Origin of the sequence: Kitasatospora sp. NBC_01246 (assembly GCF_036226505.1) — a bacterium.
Classification (GTDB): Bacteria; Actinomycetota; Actinomycetes; order Streptomycetales; family Streptomycetaceae; genus Kitasatospora.
Genome location: NZ_CP108484.1, coordinates 7,196,046 through 7,212,328, shown reverse-complemented (window position 1 = coordinate 7,212,328; position 16,283 = coordinate 7,196,046). Strand labels below are relative to the sequence as shown.

General features: G+C 75.7%; 14 protein-coding genes. 7 read left to right on the top strand and 7 right to left on the bottom strand.

What is annotated here, in order from left to right; genetic code table 11:
• Positions 1-358: 358 nt before the first annotated feature.
• Entirely contained in the window at positions 359-2,770 is a 2,412-nt protein-coding gene (locus OG618_RS30595) for a right-handed parallel beta-helix repeat-containing protein (protein ID WP_329490807.1), read from the top strand.
• A gap of 43 nt (positions 2,771-2,813) precedes the next feature.
• Here the strand turns inward: OG618_RS30595 and OG618_RS30590 are convergent, their stop codons facing one another.
• From OG618_RS30590 to OG618_RS30580, 3 genes are all read right to left on the bottom strand, one after another.
• Positions 2,814-3,410 (bottom strand): TetR/AcrR family transcriptional regulator, encoded by a 597-nt coding sequence (locus OG618_RS30590; RefSeq protein WP_329490806.1) that lies wholly within the window; start codon positions 3,408-3,410, stop codon positions 2,814-2,816.
• A gap of 99 nt (positions 3,411-3,509) precedes the next feature.
• The gene (locus OG618_RS30585) at positions 3,510-4,628 is read right to left on the bottom strand and encodes a PLP-dependent cysteine synthase family protein (protein ID WP_329490805.1); all 1,119 of its coding nucleotides are present in this window, start codon (positions 4,626-4,628) and stop codon (positions 3,510-3,512) included.
• 138 nt (positions 4,629-4,766) lie between these two features.
• Positions 4,767-5,948 (bottom strand): ROK family protein, encoded by a 1,182-nt coding sequence (locus tag OG618_RS30580; RefSeq protein WP_329492355.1) that lies wholly within the window; start codon positions 5,946-5,948, stop codon positions 4,767-4,769.
• A 116-nt stretch (positions 5,949-6,064) separates the two neighbouring features.
• Between OG618_RS30580 and OG618_RS30575 the strand changes: the two genes are divergently transcribed.
• The gene (locus tag OG618_RS30575) at positions 6,065-7,336 is read left to right on the top strand and encodes an MFS transporter (protein ID WP_329490804.1); all 1,272 of its coding nucleotides are present in this window, start codon (positions 6,065-6,067) and stop codon (positions 7,334-7,336) included.
• Between the two features lie 381 nt (positions 7,337-7,717).
• Positions 7,718-8,293 carry a HutD/Ves family protein gene (locus tag OG618_RS30570; protein WP_329490803.1) on the top strand — a complete coding sequence of 192 codons (576 nt, stop codon included), beginning with the start codon at positions 7,718-7,720 and terminating at the stop codon, positions 8,291-8,293.
• Positions 8,294-8,395: 102 nt separating this feature from the next.
• On the opposite strand, the gene OG618_RS30565 is transcribed toward OG618_RS30570, so the two are convergent.
• A complete protein-coding gene (locus OG618_RS30565) occupies positions 8,396-9,358 on the bottom strand; it encodes an esterase/lipase family protein (RefSeq protein ID WP_329490802.1) in 963 nt (320 codons plus the stop codon).
• Between the two features lie 114 nt (positions 9,359-9,472).
• On the opposite strand from OG618_RS30565, the gene OG618_RS30560 reads away from it, so the two are divergent.
• Positions 9,473-10,750, top strand: coding sequence for a helix-turn-helix domain-containing protein (locus tag OG618_RS30560; RefSeq protein ID WP_329490801.1), 1,278 nt, complete (start codon positions 9,473-9,475; stop codon positions 10,748-10,750).
• A gap of 122 nt (positions 10,751-10,872) precedes the next feature.
• Here OG618_RS30560 and OG618_RS30555 read toward each other — a convergent pair whose 3' ends face one another.
• A complete protein-coding gene (locus tag OG618_RS30555) occupies positions 10,873-11,631 on the bottom strand; it encodes an acyltransferase (protein WP_329490800.1) in 759 nt (252 codons plus the stop codon).
• A gap of 119 nt (positions 11,632-11,750) precedes the next feature.
• On the opposite strand from OG618_RS30555, the gene OG618_RS30550 reads away from it, so the two are divergent.
• Positions 11,751-12,587, top strand: coding sequence for a maleylpyruvate isomerase N-terminal domain-containing protein (locus OG618_RS30550; protein ID WP_329490799.1), 837 nt, complete (start codon positions 11,751-11,753; stop codon positions 12,585-12,587).
• A 13-nt stretch (positions 12,588-12,600) separates the two neighbouring features.
• Here OG618_RS30550 and OG618_RS30545 read toward each other — a convergent pair whose 3' ends face one another.
• Entirely contained in the window at positions 12,601-13,374 is a 774-nt protein-coding gene (locus tag OG618_RS30545; protein ID WP_329490798.1) for an enoyl-CoA hydratase family protein, read from the bottom strand.
• 187 nt (positions 13,375-13,561) lie between these two features.
• Between OG618_RS30545 and OG618_RS30540 the strand changes: the two genes are divergently transcribed.
• A complete protein-coding gene (locus OG618_RS30540; RefSeq protein ID WP_329490797.1) occupies positions 13,562-14,359 on the top strand; it encodes an ATP-grasp domain-containing protein in 798 nt (265 codons plus the stop codon).
• A gap of 56 nt (positions 14,360-14,415) precedes the next feature.
• On the top strand, positions 14,416-14,832 hold the full coding sequence (locus OG618_RS30535) for a RidA family protein (RefSeq protein ID WP_329490796.1): 417 nt from the start codon (positions 14,416-14,418) through the stop codon (positions 14,830-14,832).
• 60 nt (positions 14,833-14,892) lie between these two features.
• On the opposite strand, the gene OG618_RS30530 is transcribed toward OG618_RS30535, so the two are convergent.
• The gene (locus tag OG618_RS30530; protein WP_329490795.1) at positions 14,893-16,110 is read right to left on the bottom strand and encodes an MFS transporter; all 1,218 of its coding nucleotides are present in this window, start codon (positions 16,108-16,110) and stop codon (positions 14,893-14,895) included.
• Positions 16,111-16,283 lie beyond the last annotated feature (173 nt).

Below are 16,283 nucleotides of genomic sequence, written 5' to 3'. Positions count from 1 at the left end.
CGGCGGACCCGCGGTCCGCGCGGCCGTCGCCCGGTGGGCCGGCCCCTCCGGGGGCCCGGCCGCCCCGGCCTTGGCCACGAACGGCCCTCCGTACACCGCCCTGTCGCCGCCCCGGGCGCCGCTCCGCGCCCCGGATGCGCCGTCGCCGGACACGGCCGCGCCGGCGCCGCGTTCGGAACCCCGACTGTGTGCGCTCGTTGAAACATGTGTGGAACCCGGAACGGTCCCCGGCCGGGGCCGGCCGCCGGCGGCCGGAGCACCGTCGCGGGCGCGCTACGGTGGGCGGGCCACCCGCGCACCCCGCGCGTGCGGCCCGATGGGATCGCCGGCTCGATGAAGGTGGGGACGACAGACCGTCATGGCTGAGCACAGGGTCCGAGTCACCCAGGACAGCGCCTCCCGCTGGCGTCGCCGCGCCGGCGAGTACGACACCCTCACGGAGGCCCTCGCGGCCGCCGAGCCGGGCGACACCGTGACCGTCCGACCCGGCACCTACCGGGAGAACCTCGTCCTGGACAAGCCGGTCACGATCGTCCCGGCGCAGGGCCCCGGCACGGTCCGGATCGACCCCCCGAGCGGTGTCCCGCTGACCGTGACGGCCGCCGCGACCGTCCGCGACCTGGTGATCGAGGGCAGCGACAGCTCCCTCCCGGCCGTGCTGATCACCGGCCCGGAGGCGACGCCCGCGCTCGGCGGCTGCCGGGTGGAGACCCGCTCGGCCACCGGCGTCGAGGTCACCGGCGGAGCCCGGCCCACCCTGCGCGGCTGCGTGGTCGCCAACCCCGCCGGGCTGGGCCTGCGGCTGCGCGGCGAGGGCACCGCGGCGGCCTTCGAGGACTGCGAGGTCGCCGCCGCCGGACAGGCCGGACTGGCCGTGCTCGGCGGGGCCACGGCCGCGTTGGAACGCTGCCGGGTCCACCACGCGACCGGCGCCGGGGTGCTCCTGACCGACCCGGGCAGCGCCGCCGAGCTGACCGGTTGCGAGATCTACGAGATCCGCGGCAGCGGCGTCCAGGCGGAGGCCCACGCCGGCGGCCGGCTGGTCGACTGCGACATCCACCGGGTCACCGGCAACGGGATCACCCTGGACAGCGAGGCCGAACTCGTCCTGACCGGCTGCCGGGTGCACGACCTGCCGGAGAACGGCGCCGACCTGCGCGGCCGGGCCCGGCTCACGCTGGCCGGCACCACCGTGCGGGACTTCGGGCGCGGTGCGCTCTCGGTCTGGGACCAGGGCACCGAGGCCATCGCCGAATCCTGCGAGATCCACAGCTCGACCGGCGAGTACCCGGCCCTCTGGGTCAGCGACGGCGCCCGGCTGACCCTCACCGACTGCTCGCTGCACGACCTGCCGGACGCGCTCTTCGTGCTCGACCGCGACTCCGCCGCCACCGCCGAGGGCTGCTCGTTCAGCCGGATCCGCAGCTCGGCCGTCTCGGTCAGCGGCGGCGCCGGGGTGACGCTGAGCGGCTGCCGGGTCCAGGAGGCCGGCACCGGGCTCTGGTTCCGCGACCACGGCAGCGGCGGGCTGCTCACCGACTGCGAGATCTCCGACGTCGCGACCGGCGTGATCGTCACCAAGGGCGCCGACCCGGTCCTGCGCGACTGCACCGTCCGGGCCAGCTCGGACGCCGGCGTCTACGTCTCCGCCCAGGGCCGGGGAACCTTCGAGGACTGCCGGGTCTCGCACGGCAAGGGCTTCGGCTTCCACATCATCGACGGCTGCCGCACGGTGCTGACCCGCTGCCGGGCCGAGCAGAACGAACGGGCCGGCTTCGAGTTCTCCGAACCCGGCCCGGTGGTGGAGGCCTGCACGTCGGACGACGTCGCCCCGGCCGCTCCGGCCGCCGAGCTGCCGGCCCCCCGCGCCGCACGGACCGCACAGGCCGCCCAACTGACGGCCACCGCACCGGCGTTGCCGGCGCCTTCGGCGATCGGGCCGATCCCGGACTGCCGCCCGGCCGACGAGGCGCTGGCCGAACTCGACGCGCTGGTCGGCCTGGCCACCGTCAAGCAGGAGGTCCGGACCCTGATCGACCTGATCGCGGTCGGGCGCCGGCGCCGCCAGGCCGGGCTGAAGGCCCCCTCGCTCCGCCGCCACCTCGTCTTCACGGGGGCCCCCGGCACCGGCAAGACCACCGTGGCCCGGCTCTACGGCGAGATCCTGGCCTCGCTCGGGGTGCTCCAGCGCGGGCACCTGGTCGAGGTGGCCCGGGTGGACCTGGTCGGCGAGCACATCGGCTCCACCGCGATCCGCACCGCGGCCGCCTTCGACCGGGCGCGCGGCGGCGTGCTCTTCATCGACGAGGCGTACGCGCTGGCACCCGAGGACGGGGCCCGGGACTTCGGCCGGGAGGCGATCGACACCCTGGTCAAACTGATGGAGGACCACCGGGACGAAGTGGTCGTCATCGTGGCCGGTTACACCGCCGAGATGGAACGCTTCCTCTCCGCCAACCCCGGTGTCTCGTCCAGGTTCTCCCGCACCATCACCTTCCCCGACTACTCCGCGGAGGAGTTGCTGGAGATCGCCCGCGCGCAGTGCGCCGAGCACGAGTACGCGCTGGCCGAGGCGACCGAGGGCGCACTGCTCCTGCACTTCGGGACGCTGGAGCGCGGCCCCAACTTCGGCAACGGGCGCACCGCGCGGCAGGTCTTCGAGACGATGGTGGAGCGGCACGCCATGCGGGTCGCCCACCTCGCGGATCCGTCGACCGAGGAGCTGCAACTGCTCGTCCCCGCCGACCTGCCGGCGGCCCGCCTGCCCTGACCAGCGTCCGCCGGGCAGGTGGACACCCGCGCGGTCGCCGCGCTCAGCCGCGTTCCGCGGCCGCCTCGTCGCCCAGCATCCGGTCGACCAGCAGCGCCAGGCGGGGCTCCGCGTGGTCCGGCCGGAGCCGGCCGCTCCGGGCGAGGGTGGCCAGGCCGTGCAGGGCCGCCCAGACCACCTCGGTGAAGGGCTCCGGGTCCTCGGCCCCGGCCACCTCGGCGACCGGTCCGGCGAGGGCGGCGAACGCCTCCTTCAGCGGGGCGGGTGAGTCCGGACGGCCGAAGGGCAGGTCCGTCGCGAGCACGAACATCGCGTCGTAGAGTGCCGGGTTGGCCGCCGCGAATGCCAGGTAGCGGCCCGCGACGGCGCGGAAGGCCCCGGCCGGCCCGTCCGCCCCGCGGGTGACCGCCCGCAGCTCGGCGGCGAGTTCCGCGAAGCCCTCCAGCGCGACGGCGGCCACGATCGCGTCCTTGCCGGCGAAGTGGCTGTAGAGCACGGGCTGGCTGTACTCGATCCGTTCGGCCAGCCGGCGGGTCGTCACCGCCTCCCAGCCCTCGGACTCCGCCAGCTCACGGGCGGTTCGAATGATCAGCTGGTGCCGCTCGGCGCGTTCGCGCCCGCGGCGCTCCTGGATTGACATGACATCGACTCTAGCAGCGCTAGGCAATAGAGCCATGAAAGGAGCAGCGCCACCCCCGCCCGCGGCGATGCCAGGGGCAGGGGTGACGCCCGCCGCGGGTCAGCCGGTCCAGGCCCCGCCGGCCAGGAAGGACTCCAGCCGGGCCCGATGGGGCGCGATGTCGATCCGCTCCCCGGCCAGCCAGTCGTCCGAGTAGTACTTGTCGAGGTAGCGGTCGCCCGGGTCGCAGATCAGGGTGACCACACTCCCCCGCTCCCCGGCCGCCCGCATCTCGGCGACGATCTTCAGCGCGCTCCACAGCCCCGTTCCGGTGGAGGCGCCGGCCTTCTTGCCGAGCACCTGCTCCAGCACCCGCACGGCCGCGATCGAGGCGGCGTCCGGGACCCTCATCATCCGGTCGATCGCGCCGGGCACGAAGCTCGGCTCCATCCGCGGCCGGCCGATCCCCTCGATCCGCGAGCCGCTCTCGCAGACCGCGTCCGGATCGTGGCCGACCCAGCCCTCGAAGAAACAGGAGTTCTCCGGATCGGCGACGCAGATCCGGGTGTCGTACTGCATGTAGTGCACGTACCGGGCGATGGTCGCCGAGGTCCCGCCCGTCCCGGCGGTCGCGACGATCCAGGCCGGCTCCGGGTGCGGCTCCAGGCGCAGCTGGGCGAACATCGACTCGGCGATGTTGTTGTTGCCCCGCCAGTCGGTGGCCCGCTCCGCGTAGGTGAACTGGTCCATGTAGTGGCCGCCGGTCTCCTCGGCGAGCCGGGCGGAGGCCGCGTACACCTCGTCGGAGCGCTCGACCAGGTGGCACTCGCCGCCGTGGAACTCGATCAGGTCGATCTTGGACTGGCTGGTGGACTTGGCCATCACCGCGACGAACGGCACGCCGATGAGCTGGGCGAAGTAGGCCTCGGAGACGGCCGTGGAGCCGCTGGACGCCTCGATCACCGGCTTGCCGGGCCGGATCCAGCCGTTGCAGAGCCCGTACAGGAACAGCGAGCGGGCCAGCCGGTGCTTCAACGAGCCGGTGGGGTGGGTGGATTCGTCCTTGAGGTAGAGGTCGATGCCCCAGTCGAGGGGGAGCGGGAACCGGAGCAGGTGGGTGTCGGCCGAGCGGTTGGCATCGGCGTGGACCTTGCGCACCGCCTCCTTGAGCCAGCCGCGGTAGGCCGCGTCGGAGCGGTCCACATCCTCGGTCCGTTCGGCACTCAGCTGCGCACCCATGGTCACTCTCCTCGCTCGAACCCCCCGGTTGCTCACTACGAGTGTACGAGAGTCACGATAAGTGACGGTTTTCGTAGCCCCAGCTTCCGCTTATCCACGGCCACCGGGCCTCGCCGCGCTCCGCCGCCGCCCGCCCTGCTACGCCCCCGCCTGCACCGACTGCGGGTCGGCGAGGTAGGGCCGCCACGCCAGCTCGGCCGCGCCCGCCAGTGCGCCGTGCGCCAGCTCGGCGCCCACGATCGGCACCCGGCCGCTGCGCCCCCAGAGGCTGCGCTCGGCGACCACCGCCCGCAGCCGCTCCGGCGCGGCCTCCAGCAGATCGAGGTGCAGACCGCTGAGCACCACCCGGTCCGGGTTGAGGATGTTGGCGACGCCGGCCAGTCCGAGGCCGAGCCGGTCGATGACGTGCTCGACGGCCGCCCGGGCCCGCTCGTCCGTCGCGGCGGCCCGGCAGAGCTCGCCGGCCTGGTCGAGCAGCGGGCGGTCCGGGTCGGGGGTGAGCCCGGCGGCGGCGAACAGCGCGTCCGGGTCGGTCTCGGCGTTGAGGCAGCCGCGGTTGCCGCACTGGCAGGGGCGGCCCTGCGGGTCGACGGTGAGGTGGCCGACCTCCAGCGCCAGCCCGGCGCTCCCGGTGTGCAGGCGGCCGTCGATCACCAGCGCGCCACCGACGCCCCGGTGGCCGGAGGTGACCAGCAGCAGATGGCGGGCGCCCCGGCCGGCGCCGTGCCGGTACTCGGCGAGGGCGCCGAGGTTGGCGTCGTTGGCGATCGCGGTGGGCAGCGGGTCCAGCGCGAGCGGGCCGTTGTCGGCGCGGCCGACCTCGACGTCGTACAGGTCGGCGACGGGCGTGCCGCTGGGCCAGGCGAAGTGCAGGGCGGCGAGCGCGGTGCCGTCCGGCTCGGTGACCGGGTTGGGCAGCGCGAGCGCGGCACCGAGGCAGCGGCGGCTGCTGTGGCGGGCCAGTTCGGCGCCGGCCTCGGCCACGGCGCGGAGCATCCGGACCGGGTCGGTGGCGGCGGGCAGCGGCCGGTGCACGGGCGGATCGAGCAGTCCGCCGAGTCCGGCGAGGGTGACGCTCAGCCCGTCGGCGTGGATCTGGCCGGCGATCACCACCGGACCGGCCGGGTCGATGGCCAGCCGGTGCGACGGGCGGCCGCGGCCGCCGCCGGCCGGCCGGGAGTCGACGGTGATCAGGCCGAGCGCCTCCAGCTCCGCGGTGACCGCTCCGGCGGTGGCCCGGGTGACGTCCAGCGCACGGGTGAGCGCCGAGCGGGTGGGGGTCTGGCCGGTGTGGATGAGCGAGAGCGCCGGGCCGAGCAGCGTGCGACCGCGGTCGGGGGCCGAGCGGCGGTGGGCGTCACGCTGGGCGTCGTGGTCGGCCCCGGAGCCGGGCTTCGGACTTGATGGAGTGAGCTGCACGGCCCTATTGTTACTTTGTGCCGCTCCGAAACAAAATCCACGTCCATGACCGGGTCGACCGGCCGTCCCTCCAGTCTCGCAGCACTCCGGCCGCTTCCGGCACCCCCTGGGGCGCGGCACGGCTCGCACTCACCGCTTTCTTCGCCGTCGACGGCTTCCTCTTCGCCGCCTGGGTGGTCCGCATCCCGGACATCCGCAGCCAGGTCAGCGCCTCCCACAGCGCGCTCGGGCTCGCCCTGCTCTGCGTCTCGGCCGGCGCCGTCGCCACCATGCCCCTGGTCGGCCGGCTCTGCCTCCGGTACGGCTCGCGACCGGTCACCGTCGGTTCGCTGGCGCTGCTCAGCCTCGCCGTCCCGCTGCCCGCCCACGCCCACTCGGTCGCGGCGCTCGGCGGCGTCCTGCTGCTCTTCGGGGCGGGGTACGGCGGCGCCAACGTCGCGATGAACAGCGCCGCCGTCGACCTGGTGGCCCAGCTGCGCCGCCCGGTGATGCCGAGCTTCCACGCCGGGTACAGCCTCGGCGGCCTGCTCGGCGCGGGCGTCGGCGGCCTGCTCGCCGGCACCCTCACCACCACGTGGGCGCTCGCCCTGAGCGGCCTGCTGGGCCTGGCCGTCACGGCGGGCGCCGGCGTCGTCCTGCTCCGCGGCCCGGCCGCGCCGCTCGTCGCCCCCGGCCGGGCGGCCGACTCCTCCGCCTCGCCCACCTCCCCCACCGCTGCGGCCGCCCCCAAGGAGCCGGCCCGGGTGCCGCACGCCCGGTTGCTCGTCCTGCTGCTCGGCCTCACCGCGCTCTGCTGCGCCTACGGCGAGGGCGCCATCGCGGACTGGACCACCCTGCACCTCACCGACGACGTCCACGCCAGTGCCGGCACGGCCGCCGCCGGGTACGCCGCGTACGCCTTCGCGATGACCAGCGGCCGGGTCGGCGGCACCTGGCTCTCCATCAGGCTGGGCCAGAACCGGGTGATCGTCCTCGGCGGCCTGACCGCCGCGGCCGGCATGCTGCTGGCCGCACTCGCGCCCTCGGTACCCCTCGCGCTGTCCGGGTTCGTGCTGGTCGGCCTCGGCCTGGCCAACATCTTCCCGCTCGCCATCGCCCAGGCCGGCGCCACCGGCGGCCCGCAGGGCGTCGCGCTCGCCTCCACCCTGGGCTACGGCGGCATGCTGATCGGCCCGCCGGTGATCGGCTTCCTCGCCGACGCCGTCGGACTCCCGCTCGCCCTCACCTCGGTCGCGCTCGCCGCCGTCCTCGCCGCCCTGCTCCCCCTCACCGCCCGCCGCACCCACTGACGGAGCCCGTCGCCGGGTACGGCGGGCGGTGAGGACGCCCCACCACGCGTCGCACCCGCCACCGGCCACCACACGACGGCCCGCGGCACATCCCGCCGGTCGGGGCTCCCGACCGGCGGGCCGGGTGCCCACCGGCTCCCCGCCGGGACCGGCGGCACACCCCCGCGAGCGCACCCCCGGTCGGGGCCACCGACCACGCCACCCACCCACCCACCCACGGTCCCACCGGGGCGACCCACGGCCGGCCGATCACCTCGGCGGCGGTCCCCCGCACGCCGGTCCGCGGACCGGCGGTCTCCCGTACTCCCCCCGGCGAGCGCCCCCGGCAGCCCCGGACCTCCGGGCGCACTCCCGCGTCCCGCCCCGTGACAGGATGCGGCCATGACGACGACCGGGCGGATCCAGGTACTGCGGGCGGACGAGCGCCCGGCGACGGCGTGGCTGAACGGGGGCGGGGTGACCAGGGAGGTCGCCGGGTTCCCCGCCGGGGCCGGGCTGGACGCCTTCGACTGGCGGGTCAGCCTCGCCGACGTCGCCTCCGCCGGGCCGTTCTCCGCGTTCCCCGGCGTCGACCGGGTGATCACCCTGGTCGAGGGCCCCGGTATGGCCCTGACCGTCGACGGTGCCGAGCACCTCGTCGACACCCCGTTCCGCCCGTTCGCGTTCTCCGGCGAGGCCGACACCGGCTGCCGACTGCTCGGCGGCCCGGTGGTGGACTTCAACGTGATGACCCGTCGCGGGCGCACCAGCGCCGACCTCGCGCTGACCACCGGGCCGCGCACCGTGGACGTCCCGGCCGGTGGCACCGTCCTGCTGGTCTGCCTGGCCGGCCGCGCCACCGTCGGCGACACCGTGCTCGACCGCTACGACGCCGCCCTGCCGGCCGGGCCCGGCCCGTACGAGCTCCGGCCCGACGGCGTGACCGCCGCCGTCACCTTCCGCACGCCGCCCGCCTGACACCGCACGGCACACCCGCCCGGGACACACCACCGCACAGGAAGCCGGCGGGTCCGACTTCCTGTGCGGGCGACCCGCCGCACCCGGCGGCCGGACGGCGCGTCAGCCGCAGTACACCGGGGACGCGTGGGCCGGGTCGAGCGCGTTGGTGACCAGGTGCAACGCGGTCGGCGAGAAGGCGATGGCCACGTGCTCGGCGAGCGAGAGCGGGCAACGGTCCTGCAGGACGACGTTGTTCACGTTCGGGCCGCTGAGGAACTGCGTCCGGTACGGCGTGACGACCTCGTCGTACACGGTCGAGATCACCGTGTAGCGGACGCCGGGCACGGTGTCCGCCACCGTCGCCATCTTCCGGTTGAAGGCGGAGTCCACCACCTGGTCCTTGCAGGCCGGGCAGGCCGTGTAGATCAGTTCGGCCACCCGGGGGAGGTACGGGGCGAGGTTGGCGATGCCGTCGAGCGTCGTCCCGTGGTTGGACGGCGCCAGGCCGATCACCTTGTCGACCTTCGACGCACCCCCGAGGAACTTCACGTAGTAGTTCGGGAGCATGCCGCCCTGCGAGTGGCCGACGAGGTCGACCTTCGCCGCGCCGGTCGCGCCGCGCACCAGGTCGACGAAGCGGCCGAGTTGCGCGGCCGACTCGGCGGCCGGACCGAGCCCGCCGATCGGCAGCACCAGGCCGCTGCCGGAGGAGGTGACGCCGGGGACCATGCCGTAGTCCAGGGCGAAGACGCAGTAACCCTGGCTCTTCAGCAGGGGCGAGAGCACCAGCCAGTTCTCGTAGCGGTTGGCGAAGGTGCCGTGCACCAGGACCACCGGATCGGGGTGGGCCGCCGTCGGCTTGCAGGCCCAGTCGTTGGCACCCGGCGGCGAGGCCACCGAGTCGCCGTCGGGGGGCAGTTGGGCCGCCACGCCGGACACGGTGGGGGTCGCGTCCGGTGCGGCGTGTGCGGCGGTGGCGGGGGCGCCGGCGAGCAGCGCACCGGCCAGCAGGGCCGAGCCGAGTGCTCCGAGGAGTCTGCGGCGTACCGGTCCGGCGGCGGAGCGGAGAAGTGGGGTTCTCAACTGTTGCCTCCACAACGGAAGTTTGTTACCAACAGGTAACCCGAGTGCCTCCATCATGCGGTCGCCCCTCCGGCCCGGCCCTTGGGTGTCCCCCAGACCTGGACGGTGTTTTCTGTGACCGGTCACAATTCACCCGCTCGCGCCCCCGGTTGGCGGATCCCGCTGATCGGCGGAGTGCCCGCCGACCAGCGGCTGCTCGGCGCCGTACCCGAGTTGGTCGAGGCCGTCATCGCCACCCTGCTCGCCCGGGTGCCGACCTACCGCCGCCTGCCGCACGAGCAGGTGGCGGGCGAACTCAGCCAGGTCACCGAACGCCGGATCCGCGCCCTCGCCCAGGCCGTCCGCACCGGGAACCCCGCCGACGACGAGGAGTTCACCTCCGTCCGCGAGGCCGCCGCCCGGCGGGCGGAGGAGGGCCTGCCGCTGGACGCCGTCCTGCTCGCCCACCACCTCGGGATGGAGGTCTGCTGGGAGCTGGTGACCAGGGACGCCCACGACGACGACGCCGCCGACCTGCTGGTGCTCAACCGGCTGCTGCTCGACCAGCTCCGCCAGGCCACCTCCGCCGCCGGCGCCGGGTACGTCGAGGAACGCCGCACCCTCGCCGACGAGCAGCGGGCCGCCCGCCTCGCCCTGCTCACCGCGCTGCTCGACGGCGCCCCCGCCGAGGAGACCGCCACCAGGGCCGGGATCCGGCTGCCGCCCTCCTACGCCGTGCTCTGCCTCGCCGTCGCCGACCACCCCGACGAGCGGGCGCCCGGCGTCGACCGGACCGTGGCCGGCCACCGCAAGCTGCGCCGGCTGCGCACCGAACTCGACCACCGCACCCGGCAGTCGGCGCTCACCGCGCTCTCCTCCTCGGGCGGCCCGGTGCTGATCCCGCTGGAGTGCCGGCCGGACGCCGTCCCGGCCGACATGTGGCAGCGCCTCGCGGACACCGTGGCCGGCACCGCCCGGGCCGCCGGGGTCCCGGTCCGGGCCGGGGCGGCCGTCGCCGCACCCGCCGGGGTGGCGGCGGCGGCCGTGCTCGCCACCGAAGTGCTGGAGGTGGCGCGGGCCTTCGCCCGCCCGCCCGGGCTGCACCGCCTGGACGACGTCCTGCTGGAGTACCAGCTCAGCCGGCCGAGCCAGGCGAGATCCCGGCTCGCCTCACTGCTCGCGCCTCTGGAGGACGGCGGCGAACTGCTCGCCACGCTCCGCACCCACCTGGCCGGCGGCCTCAACCGCCGCCACACGGCCCGCACCCTGCACCTGCACCCGAACACGGTCGACTACCGGCTGCGCCGGGTGGCCGTCCTCACCGGCCTCGACCCGACCCGGCCCGCCGACCTGCTCCGGATCACCGCCGCCATCGCCGCCCGGGACGCCGAGCGCGCCCAGGAGCCGGCCTGACCGGCCGGGCCCGCCTGGCGGCCGGACCCGCCGGACGCCGACGCCGCAGCCCTCAGCCCTCGACCCCCAGCCCGCCGTTCCCGCCGACGCCGCCCGACTTCGGCCCCGCCGACCGCCCCGCCTCACACCCCCGTCTCGCCGGGGAGCCGCAGGTCCCACCCGGCGAGCGCGCGCAGCTGGTCGGCGGTGATGCCGTCCGGCAAGGGGTTGGGCGGGTCGGTACGGAACGGCGGCTGCCAGCCCTCCTCGGCGGTCCAGCGCCGGACGATCTTCGCGGGGGCTCCGGCCACCACGCTGTGGTCGGGGATCTCACCGCGCACCACCGAGCCGGCCGCGACCACCACGTTGCGGCCGAGCCGGGCGCCGGGGAGGATCACGGCGCCGGTGCCGATCCAGCTGCCGCCGCCGATCTCGACCGGTTCGTTGCGCGGCCACTGCTTGCCGATCGGCAGGTCGGTCGCGCGGTACTCGTGGGCCTGGTCGGATATGTAGACGCCCGGGCCGGTCCAGACGTCGTCGCCGAGCACGATCGACTGGTGGCCGACGATGTGGCTGTCACGGCCTATCACGCAGCCGCCGCCGATCCGCACGATCGGGTCCGGCCCGAGGTCGAGGCCGGGCAGGAAGCCCGCGCTGATGGTGACGCGCTCGCCGATGATCGAGAACGGGCCGATCGTGATCCACCGCTCGTTGAAGATCGCCCCGAGCGGGAAGGTCAGCTTCGTCCCCGCGCCCAGTTCGCCGAACCGGTACGGACCGGGGCTCTCGCTGGACACCGCACCGGCCCGCTGAACCCACGTCCAGCCCCGGTGGACGAGGCGGCCCGCGACGCGTCGGCTGCCCGCCCGGGCGGCGGAGAACAGGGAACTGGTGATCGACATGCCGCCACGCTACCGGTCGCCCCGGCGCCGTCACCGAGGAGGCGGCCAACATCACACCCGTCCCGGAGGGGCGCCCGTACCGTGTCCGAAATCCGCGAGCGGTGCGACACTCGTCGACCATGGAGATCATCGAGCACATCGACGCGCTGCGCCGCGAGGGCGTCCTGCTGGCCGACGCGGCCGCCCGCACCGACCTCGCCGCCCCCGTCCCCACCTGCCCCGACTGGCAGTTGCGCGACCTCGTCCTGCACACCGGCCAGGTCCACCGCTGGGCCACCGCCCTCGTGCGGGACGGCCACCGGGAGCCGCTGGACGCCGAGGGCGAGCGCGCCGCCTGGGGACCGGAGCCGTCGGACGCGGCGCTGGTCGACTGGTTCCGGACCGGCCACGCCGCCCTGGTGGCGGCGCTCGCGGCGGCCCCGGCCGACCTGGAGTGCTGGAGCTTCCTGCCCGCGCCGACCCCGCTGGCGTTCTGGGCCCGCCGTCAGGCGCACGAGACCGCGGTGCACCGCTTCGACGCGGACGCGGCCGCCGGGGCGGACGGCCCCCGGGTCGCCACCGGCCTGGCCCTGGACGGGATCGACGAGTTGCTGGCGGGCTTCATGTCCCGCGGCCGCGCCCGGGTGCGCAGCGAACAGCCGCGCACCGTGCTGATCCGGCCCACCGACCCCGCACCCGGCGACGTCACGCCGAGCGCCGGGCCCACCGACCCCGCACCCGGCGGCATACCGACCGACGGGCCCGGCTCCTGGCTGCTCACCATCAGCCGGGAGCCGCTCACCGTCACCCGCCGGGCGGCCGGGGCCGCGGGCCCGGCCGACCTCACGATCAGCGGCCCGGCCCGCGACCTCTACCTGCTGCTCTGGAACCGGCTGCCCGCGGAGCGGGTCGAGCTGACCGGGGACCGGGCGCTGCTGGACCTCTGGCGGGAGACGGCCGTCGTCCGCTGGAGCTGACCCCGGCCGGGGTTCAGCGCGCCCAGGGCGCGGGCCGCTTCTCCAGGAACGCCCGCATGCCCTGCTGCGCCTCGTCCGAGCCGAACAGCCGCGCCGAGAGCTGGACCAGCTCGTCCGCGTCCCGTTCGAAGGAGCGCACCACCTCGGCGTTGGCCAGCCGCTTGGACTGTGCGAGGCCCTGCGGCGACCCGAGCCGCAGGGCGTCCAGCAGGCCCTTCAGCGCGGTTCCGGTGGACTCCGCGGAGTCCGTCGCCTCGGTGATCAGCCCGATCCGGGCGGCCTCGGCGGCGTCGAAGACCTCGCCGGTCAGGTAGTAGCGGGAGGCGGCGCGCGGGTCCAGCTTGGGGCGCAGCGGCAGCGAGATGACGGCGGGTGCCAGGCCGAGCCGGACCTCGGTGAACGCGAAGGTGGCGGCCGGGCCGGCCAGGGCGAGGTCGGCCGCGCCGACCAGCCCGAGGCCGCCCGCCCGGACGTGTCCGTCGATCACCGCGATCACCGGCTTCGCGCAGTCCACGATGGCCCGCTGGAGGTCCACCAGGCCGCGCGGGCCCACCGTCGGGTCCGTACCGGTCGCCTCGGAGAGGTCCGCGCCCGCGCAGAACACCTTGCCGGTGTGGCCGAGCACCACCGCGCGGACGTCCGGGTCGGCCGCGGCGGCGGCCAGGGCGGCGGTCAGCTCGGCCATCAGCCGGGTGGAGAGCGCGTTGCGGTTGTGCGGCGAGTCGAGGGTCAGCGTGGTGACGGCATCGGTGGTGGCGACACGGACGAAGGGCACTTCGCGGGTCATCGGTGCGGGCCTGCTTTCCGGCTGAGGGTGGGTCGGATTGCGTGGCGGCCGCCCTGCTCGGACGGCGCCCGGTCGACTCTGACACGCCCAACCGCCGCTCGGCCAGAGCCACCCGCCGCGAGCCCCGTCACCCCTTCGCACCGAAATCCGGTGGTCGGGCGGTCGTGCGCCACGGCAGCATCGGGCCATGACCACCGACGCCGTCCTCCTGCTCGCACCCCGGATCAACGAGACCGGCCTGCAGTTGCGCACCGCCGCCGGCCGCCGCGGCCTGCGCGCGCACACCGCGACGGCCTGGCGCGCGCCCGAGGAGCTGATCGGCTCGCCGGTGCACCTCTACGGCGGTCCGCTGTTCGGTGACGCGGTCGGCGCCGCCTTCGACCTGGCGCTGCTGGAGCCGCCGGACGACTGGCCGGCCCGCCTGCCGGCGGAGCTGACCGGCCGGTCGGTCACCCTCACCACGCTGGCCGCGGCCCGCCTGTTGCGCCGCCCGATGTTCCTGAAGCCGCCGGGCGACAAGCTGTTCCCCGCCCGGATCTACCCGGACGGCTCCGGCCTGCCCGGCCCGGACGCGCTGGACGACGACACCCCCGTGCTGGCCAGCGAGGTGGTCCGGTTCCGCCGCGAGTACCGGCTGTTCGTCCTGGACGGCGAGGTGCTCACCGCCTCGCGCTACGCGGTGGACGGCGACCTGGACACCGCCCCGCTGCCCGAGGACCGGTACCGGGCCGAGGTGACGGCCTTCGCCGCGGACGTGCTGGCCGCCTCGGCCGGGGCGCTGCCGAGCGCCGTGGTGATCGACGTCGGCCCGCTGGACTCCGGCCGCTGGGCGGTGGTGGAGGCCAACCCGGCGTGGGCGAGCGGCGGTTACGCCTGCGACCCGGCGGCGGTGCTGGAGGTGGTGCTGCGGGCCGGCGGACCGGCCGCCGACCTCCCGGAGGCGGACCGGCGGTACGGCCGGGCCCTGCCCGAGGTGGTCCGCTGAGCGGCGGCGGGCGAAGGCCCTGGTGCATCTGATCACCCGTCGGCCACGATGGGGTCATGACTTCCCAGCGCCCGCACCTCACCCACATCGCCGAGCCGCCCGGGGTCGCCCCCGGCACCGGCTACACCCAGGTCGTCACCGGCACCGGCCGCCTGGTGGCCGTCTCCGGCCAGGTCGCGTTCGACGAACAGCGGCACCTGGTCGGGGCCGGCGACCCGAAGGCGCAGGCGCGCCAGGTGTTCGAGAACCTGGGCCGCTGCCTGGCCGCCGCCGGGGCCGGCTTCGCCGACGTCGTCAAGCTGACCTACTTCGTCACCGACATGGCGTTCATGCCCGCCGTGCGCGAGGCCCGGGACGCGTACTTCGGCTCGACCCCGCTCCCGGCGAGCTCGGCGGTGCAGGTCGCCGCGCTGTTCCTGCCCGAGGTGCTGATCGAGGTGGAGGCGCTCGCCCTGGTCCCGGAGCAGCGCTGACCGACCGGCCACCCGCTGACCGTCCGGCTCCCCGGGGGCCGGACGGACCGGCGACCCGGCCTACCCCGCGGAGGCCCCTTCGCGGCCCCGGGCCCACCGGACGGCGGGCCCCATGGCGAGGCCCGCCCCGGCGAGCAGCACGCCGAGGGCGACCCAGCCGAACAGGCCCCACCCGACCACGGCGGTGCTGACGACGGCGGGGCCGATCATCAGCGAGGCGGCCGACCCGGCGTTGTAGACGCCCTGGTAGGCGCCGTGGTCGCGCTCCCCGGCCAGGTCGTAGCTGAGCGCCCATCCGCCGGCCTGGCTCAGCACCTCGCCGAACGCCTGGAGCGCCACCCCGGCGAGCACCAGCACGGCGGCGACCACCGCGGGCAGCCCGTGGGCGAGGGCGAGCACCAGGCAGGAGGCCGCCAGGATCAGCCCGGCCCGGCCGCAGACCCGGGCGGCCGTCGCCGGGTCCTCGGTGCCCCGGGTGGCCCGCACCTGCAGGGCTATCACCAGCACGGTGTTGACGATCAGGGTGCCGGCCACGGTGATCCGGGGCGCCTCGGTGTGCTGGACCACCCAGAGCGGCACACCCACCTCCAGCATCGCGAACTGCAGGCAGAGCAGCGCGTTCAGCACGGTCACCACCAGGAACGGCCCGTCCCGCAGGGCGGGGTTGCACCGCCGGCCGGCGGGCTCGCCCGGTCCGTCGCCCGCCACCGGGCGGGCCGCCGGGCGGACCCTGGCCGGGACGGCCAGCCGGTGGAACAGCGCCGCGACCACCAGGTACGAGAGGGCGTCGGCCAGGATCGCCGTCAGATAGGCCGGCCGGCGGTCCACCTGGAGTGCGACGGCGCCGAGCGCCGTCCCCAGACAGAGGCCTACGTTGGTGACCACCCGCAGATAGGCCCGGCCCGCGACCCTGCGGTCGGCGGGCAGCACTTCGGCGTAGAGCGCGTTCCGCACGGCGGCCGCGCCGCGGTCGACCGCGCTCACCACGCAGGCCAGTGCCAGGAACGCCGGGTAGCTGTGCACCAGGGCGTAGCCGGCGGTGCCCAGCGCGTTCACCGTGATCAGGACCACCAGCACCGGCCGCGCTCCCCAGCGGTCGGCCGCCCGCCCGGCCGGCACGCTGGCGGCGACGCCGCAGAGGCCGGCGGCGGTGAGCCCGATCCCGAGCTGGGCGGCGCTCAGTCCGAGGACGCGGGTGAAGAAGAGCACGCCTACGGCGAGCGAGAGCCCGCTGCCGACGGTGTTGACGAGGGTGATCCCGGCGAGCCGGCGCACCATCGGGTCGGGGTGCAGCAGCCGCGAGCCCCCGGCGGGCCGGCCGACCGGGCCCGGCTGAGAGGTACCACCCGCGCCCGAAGGACCTGATGCGGCCGAGGGCGGGGGCGGATCCGGGGGACCGGCCGGGCCGGCGACGGGCGTAGGCGCGGCGGACGACGCCGGTGAGGTGTTCA

Excerpts from the sequence above, each read along its gene's own strand:
- OG618_RS30595 (WP_329490807.1), top strand. The coding sequence starts at position 359 with ATGGCTGAGCACAGGGTCCGAGTCACCCAGGACAGCGCCTCCCGCTGG.
- OG618_RS30590 (WP_329490806.1), bottom strand. The coding sequence starts at position 3,410 with ATGTCAATCCAGGAGCGCCGCGGGCGCGAACGCGCCGAGCGGCACCAG.
- OG618_RS30585 (WP_329490805.1), bottom strand. The coding sequence starts at position 4,628 with ATGGGTGCGCAGCTGAGTGCCGAACGGACCGAGGATGTGGACCGCTCC.
- OG618_RS30570 (WP_329490803.1), top strand. The coding sequence starts at position 7,718 with ATGACGACGACCGGGCGGATCCAGGTACTGCGGGCGGACGAGCGCCCG.
- OG618_RS30555 (WP_329490800.1), bottom strand. The coding sequence starts at position 11,631 with ATGTCGATCACCAGTTCCCTGTTCTCCGCCGCCCGGGCGGGCAGCCGA.
- OG618_RS30550 (WP_329490799.1), top strand. The coding sequence starts at position 11,751 with ATGGAGATCATCGAGCACATCGACGCGCTGCGCCGCGAGGGCGTCCTG.
- OG618_RS30545 (WP_329490798.1), bottom strand. The coding sequence starts at position 13,374 with ATGACCCGCGAAGTGCCCTTCGTCCGTGTCGCCACCACCGATGCCGTC.
- OG618_RS30540 (WP_329490797.1), top strand. The coding sequence starts at position 13,562 with ATGACCACCGACGCCGTCCTCCTGCTCGCACCCCGGATCAACGAGACC.
- OG618_RS30535 (WP_329490796.1), top strand. The coding sequence starts at position 14,416 with ATGACTTCCCAGCGCCCGCACCTCACCCACATCGCCGAGCCGCCCGGG.
- OG618_RS30530 (WP_329490795.1), bottom strand. The coding sequence starts at position 16,110 with ATGGTGCGCCGGCTCGCCGGGATCACCCTCGTCAACACCGTCGGCAGC.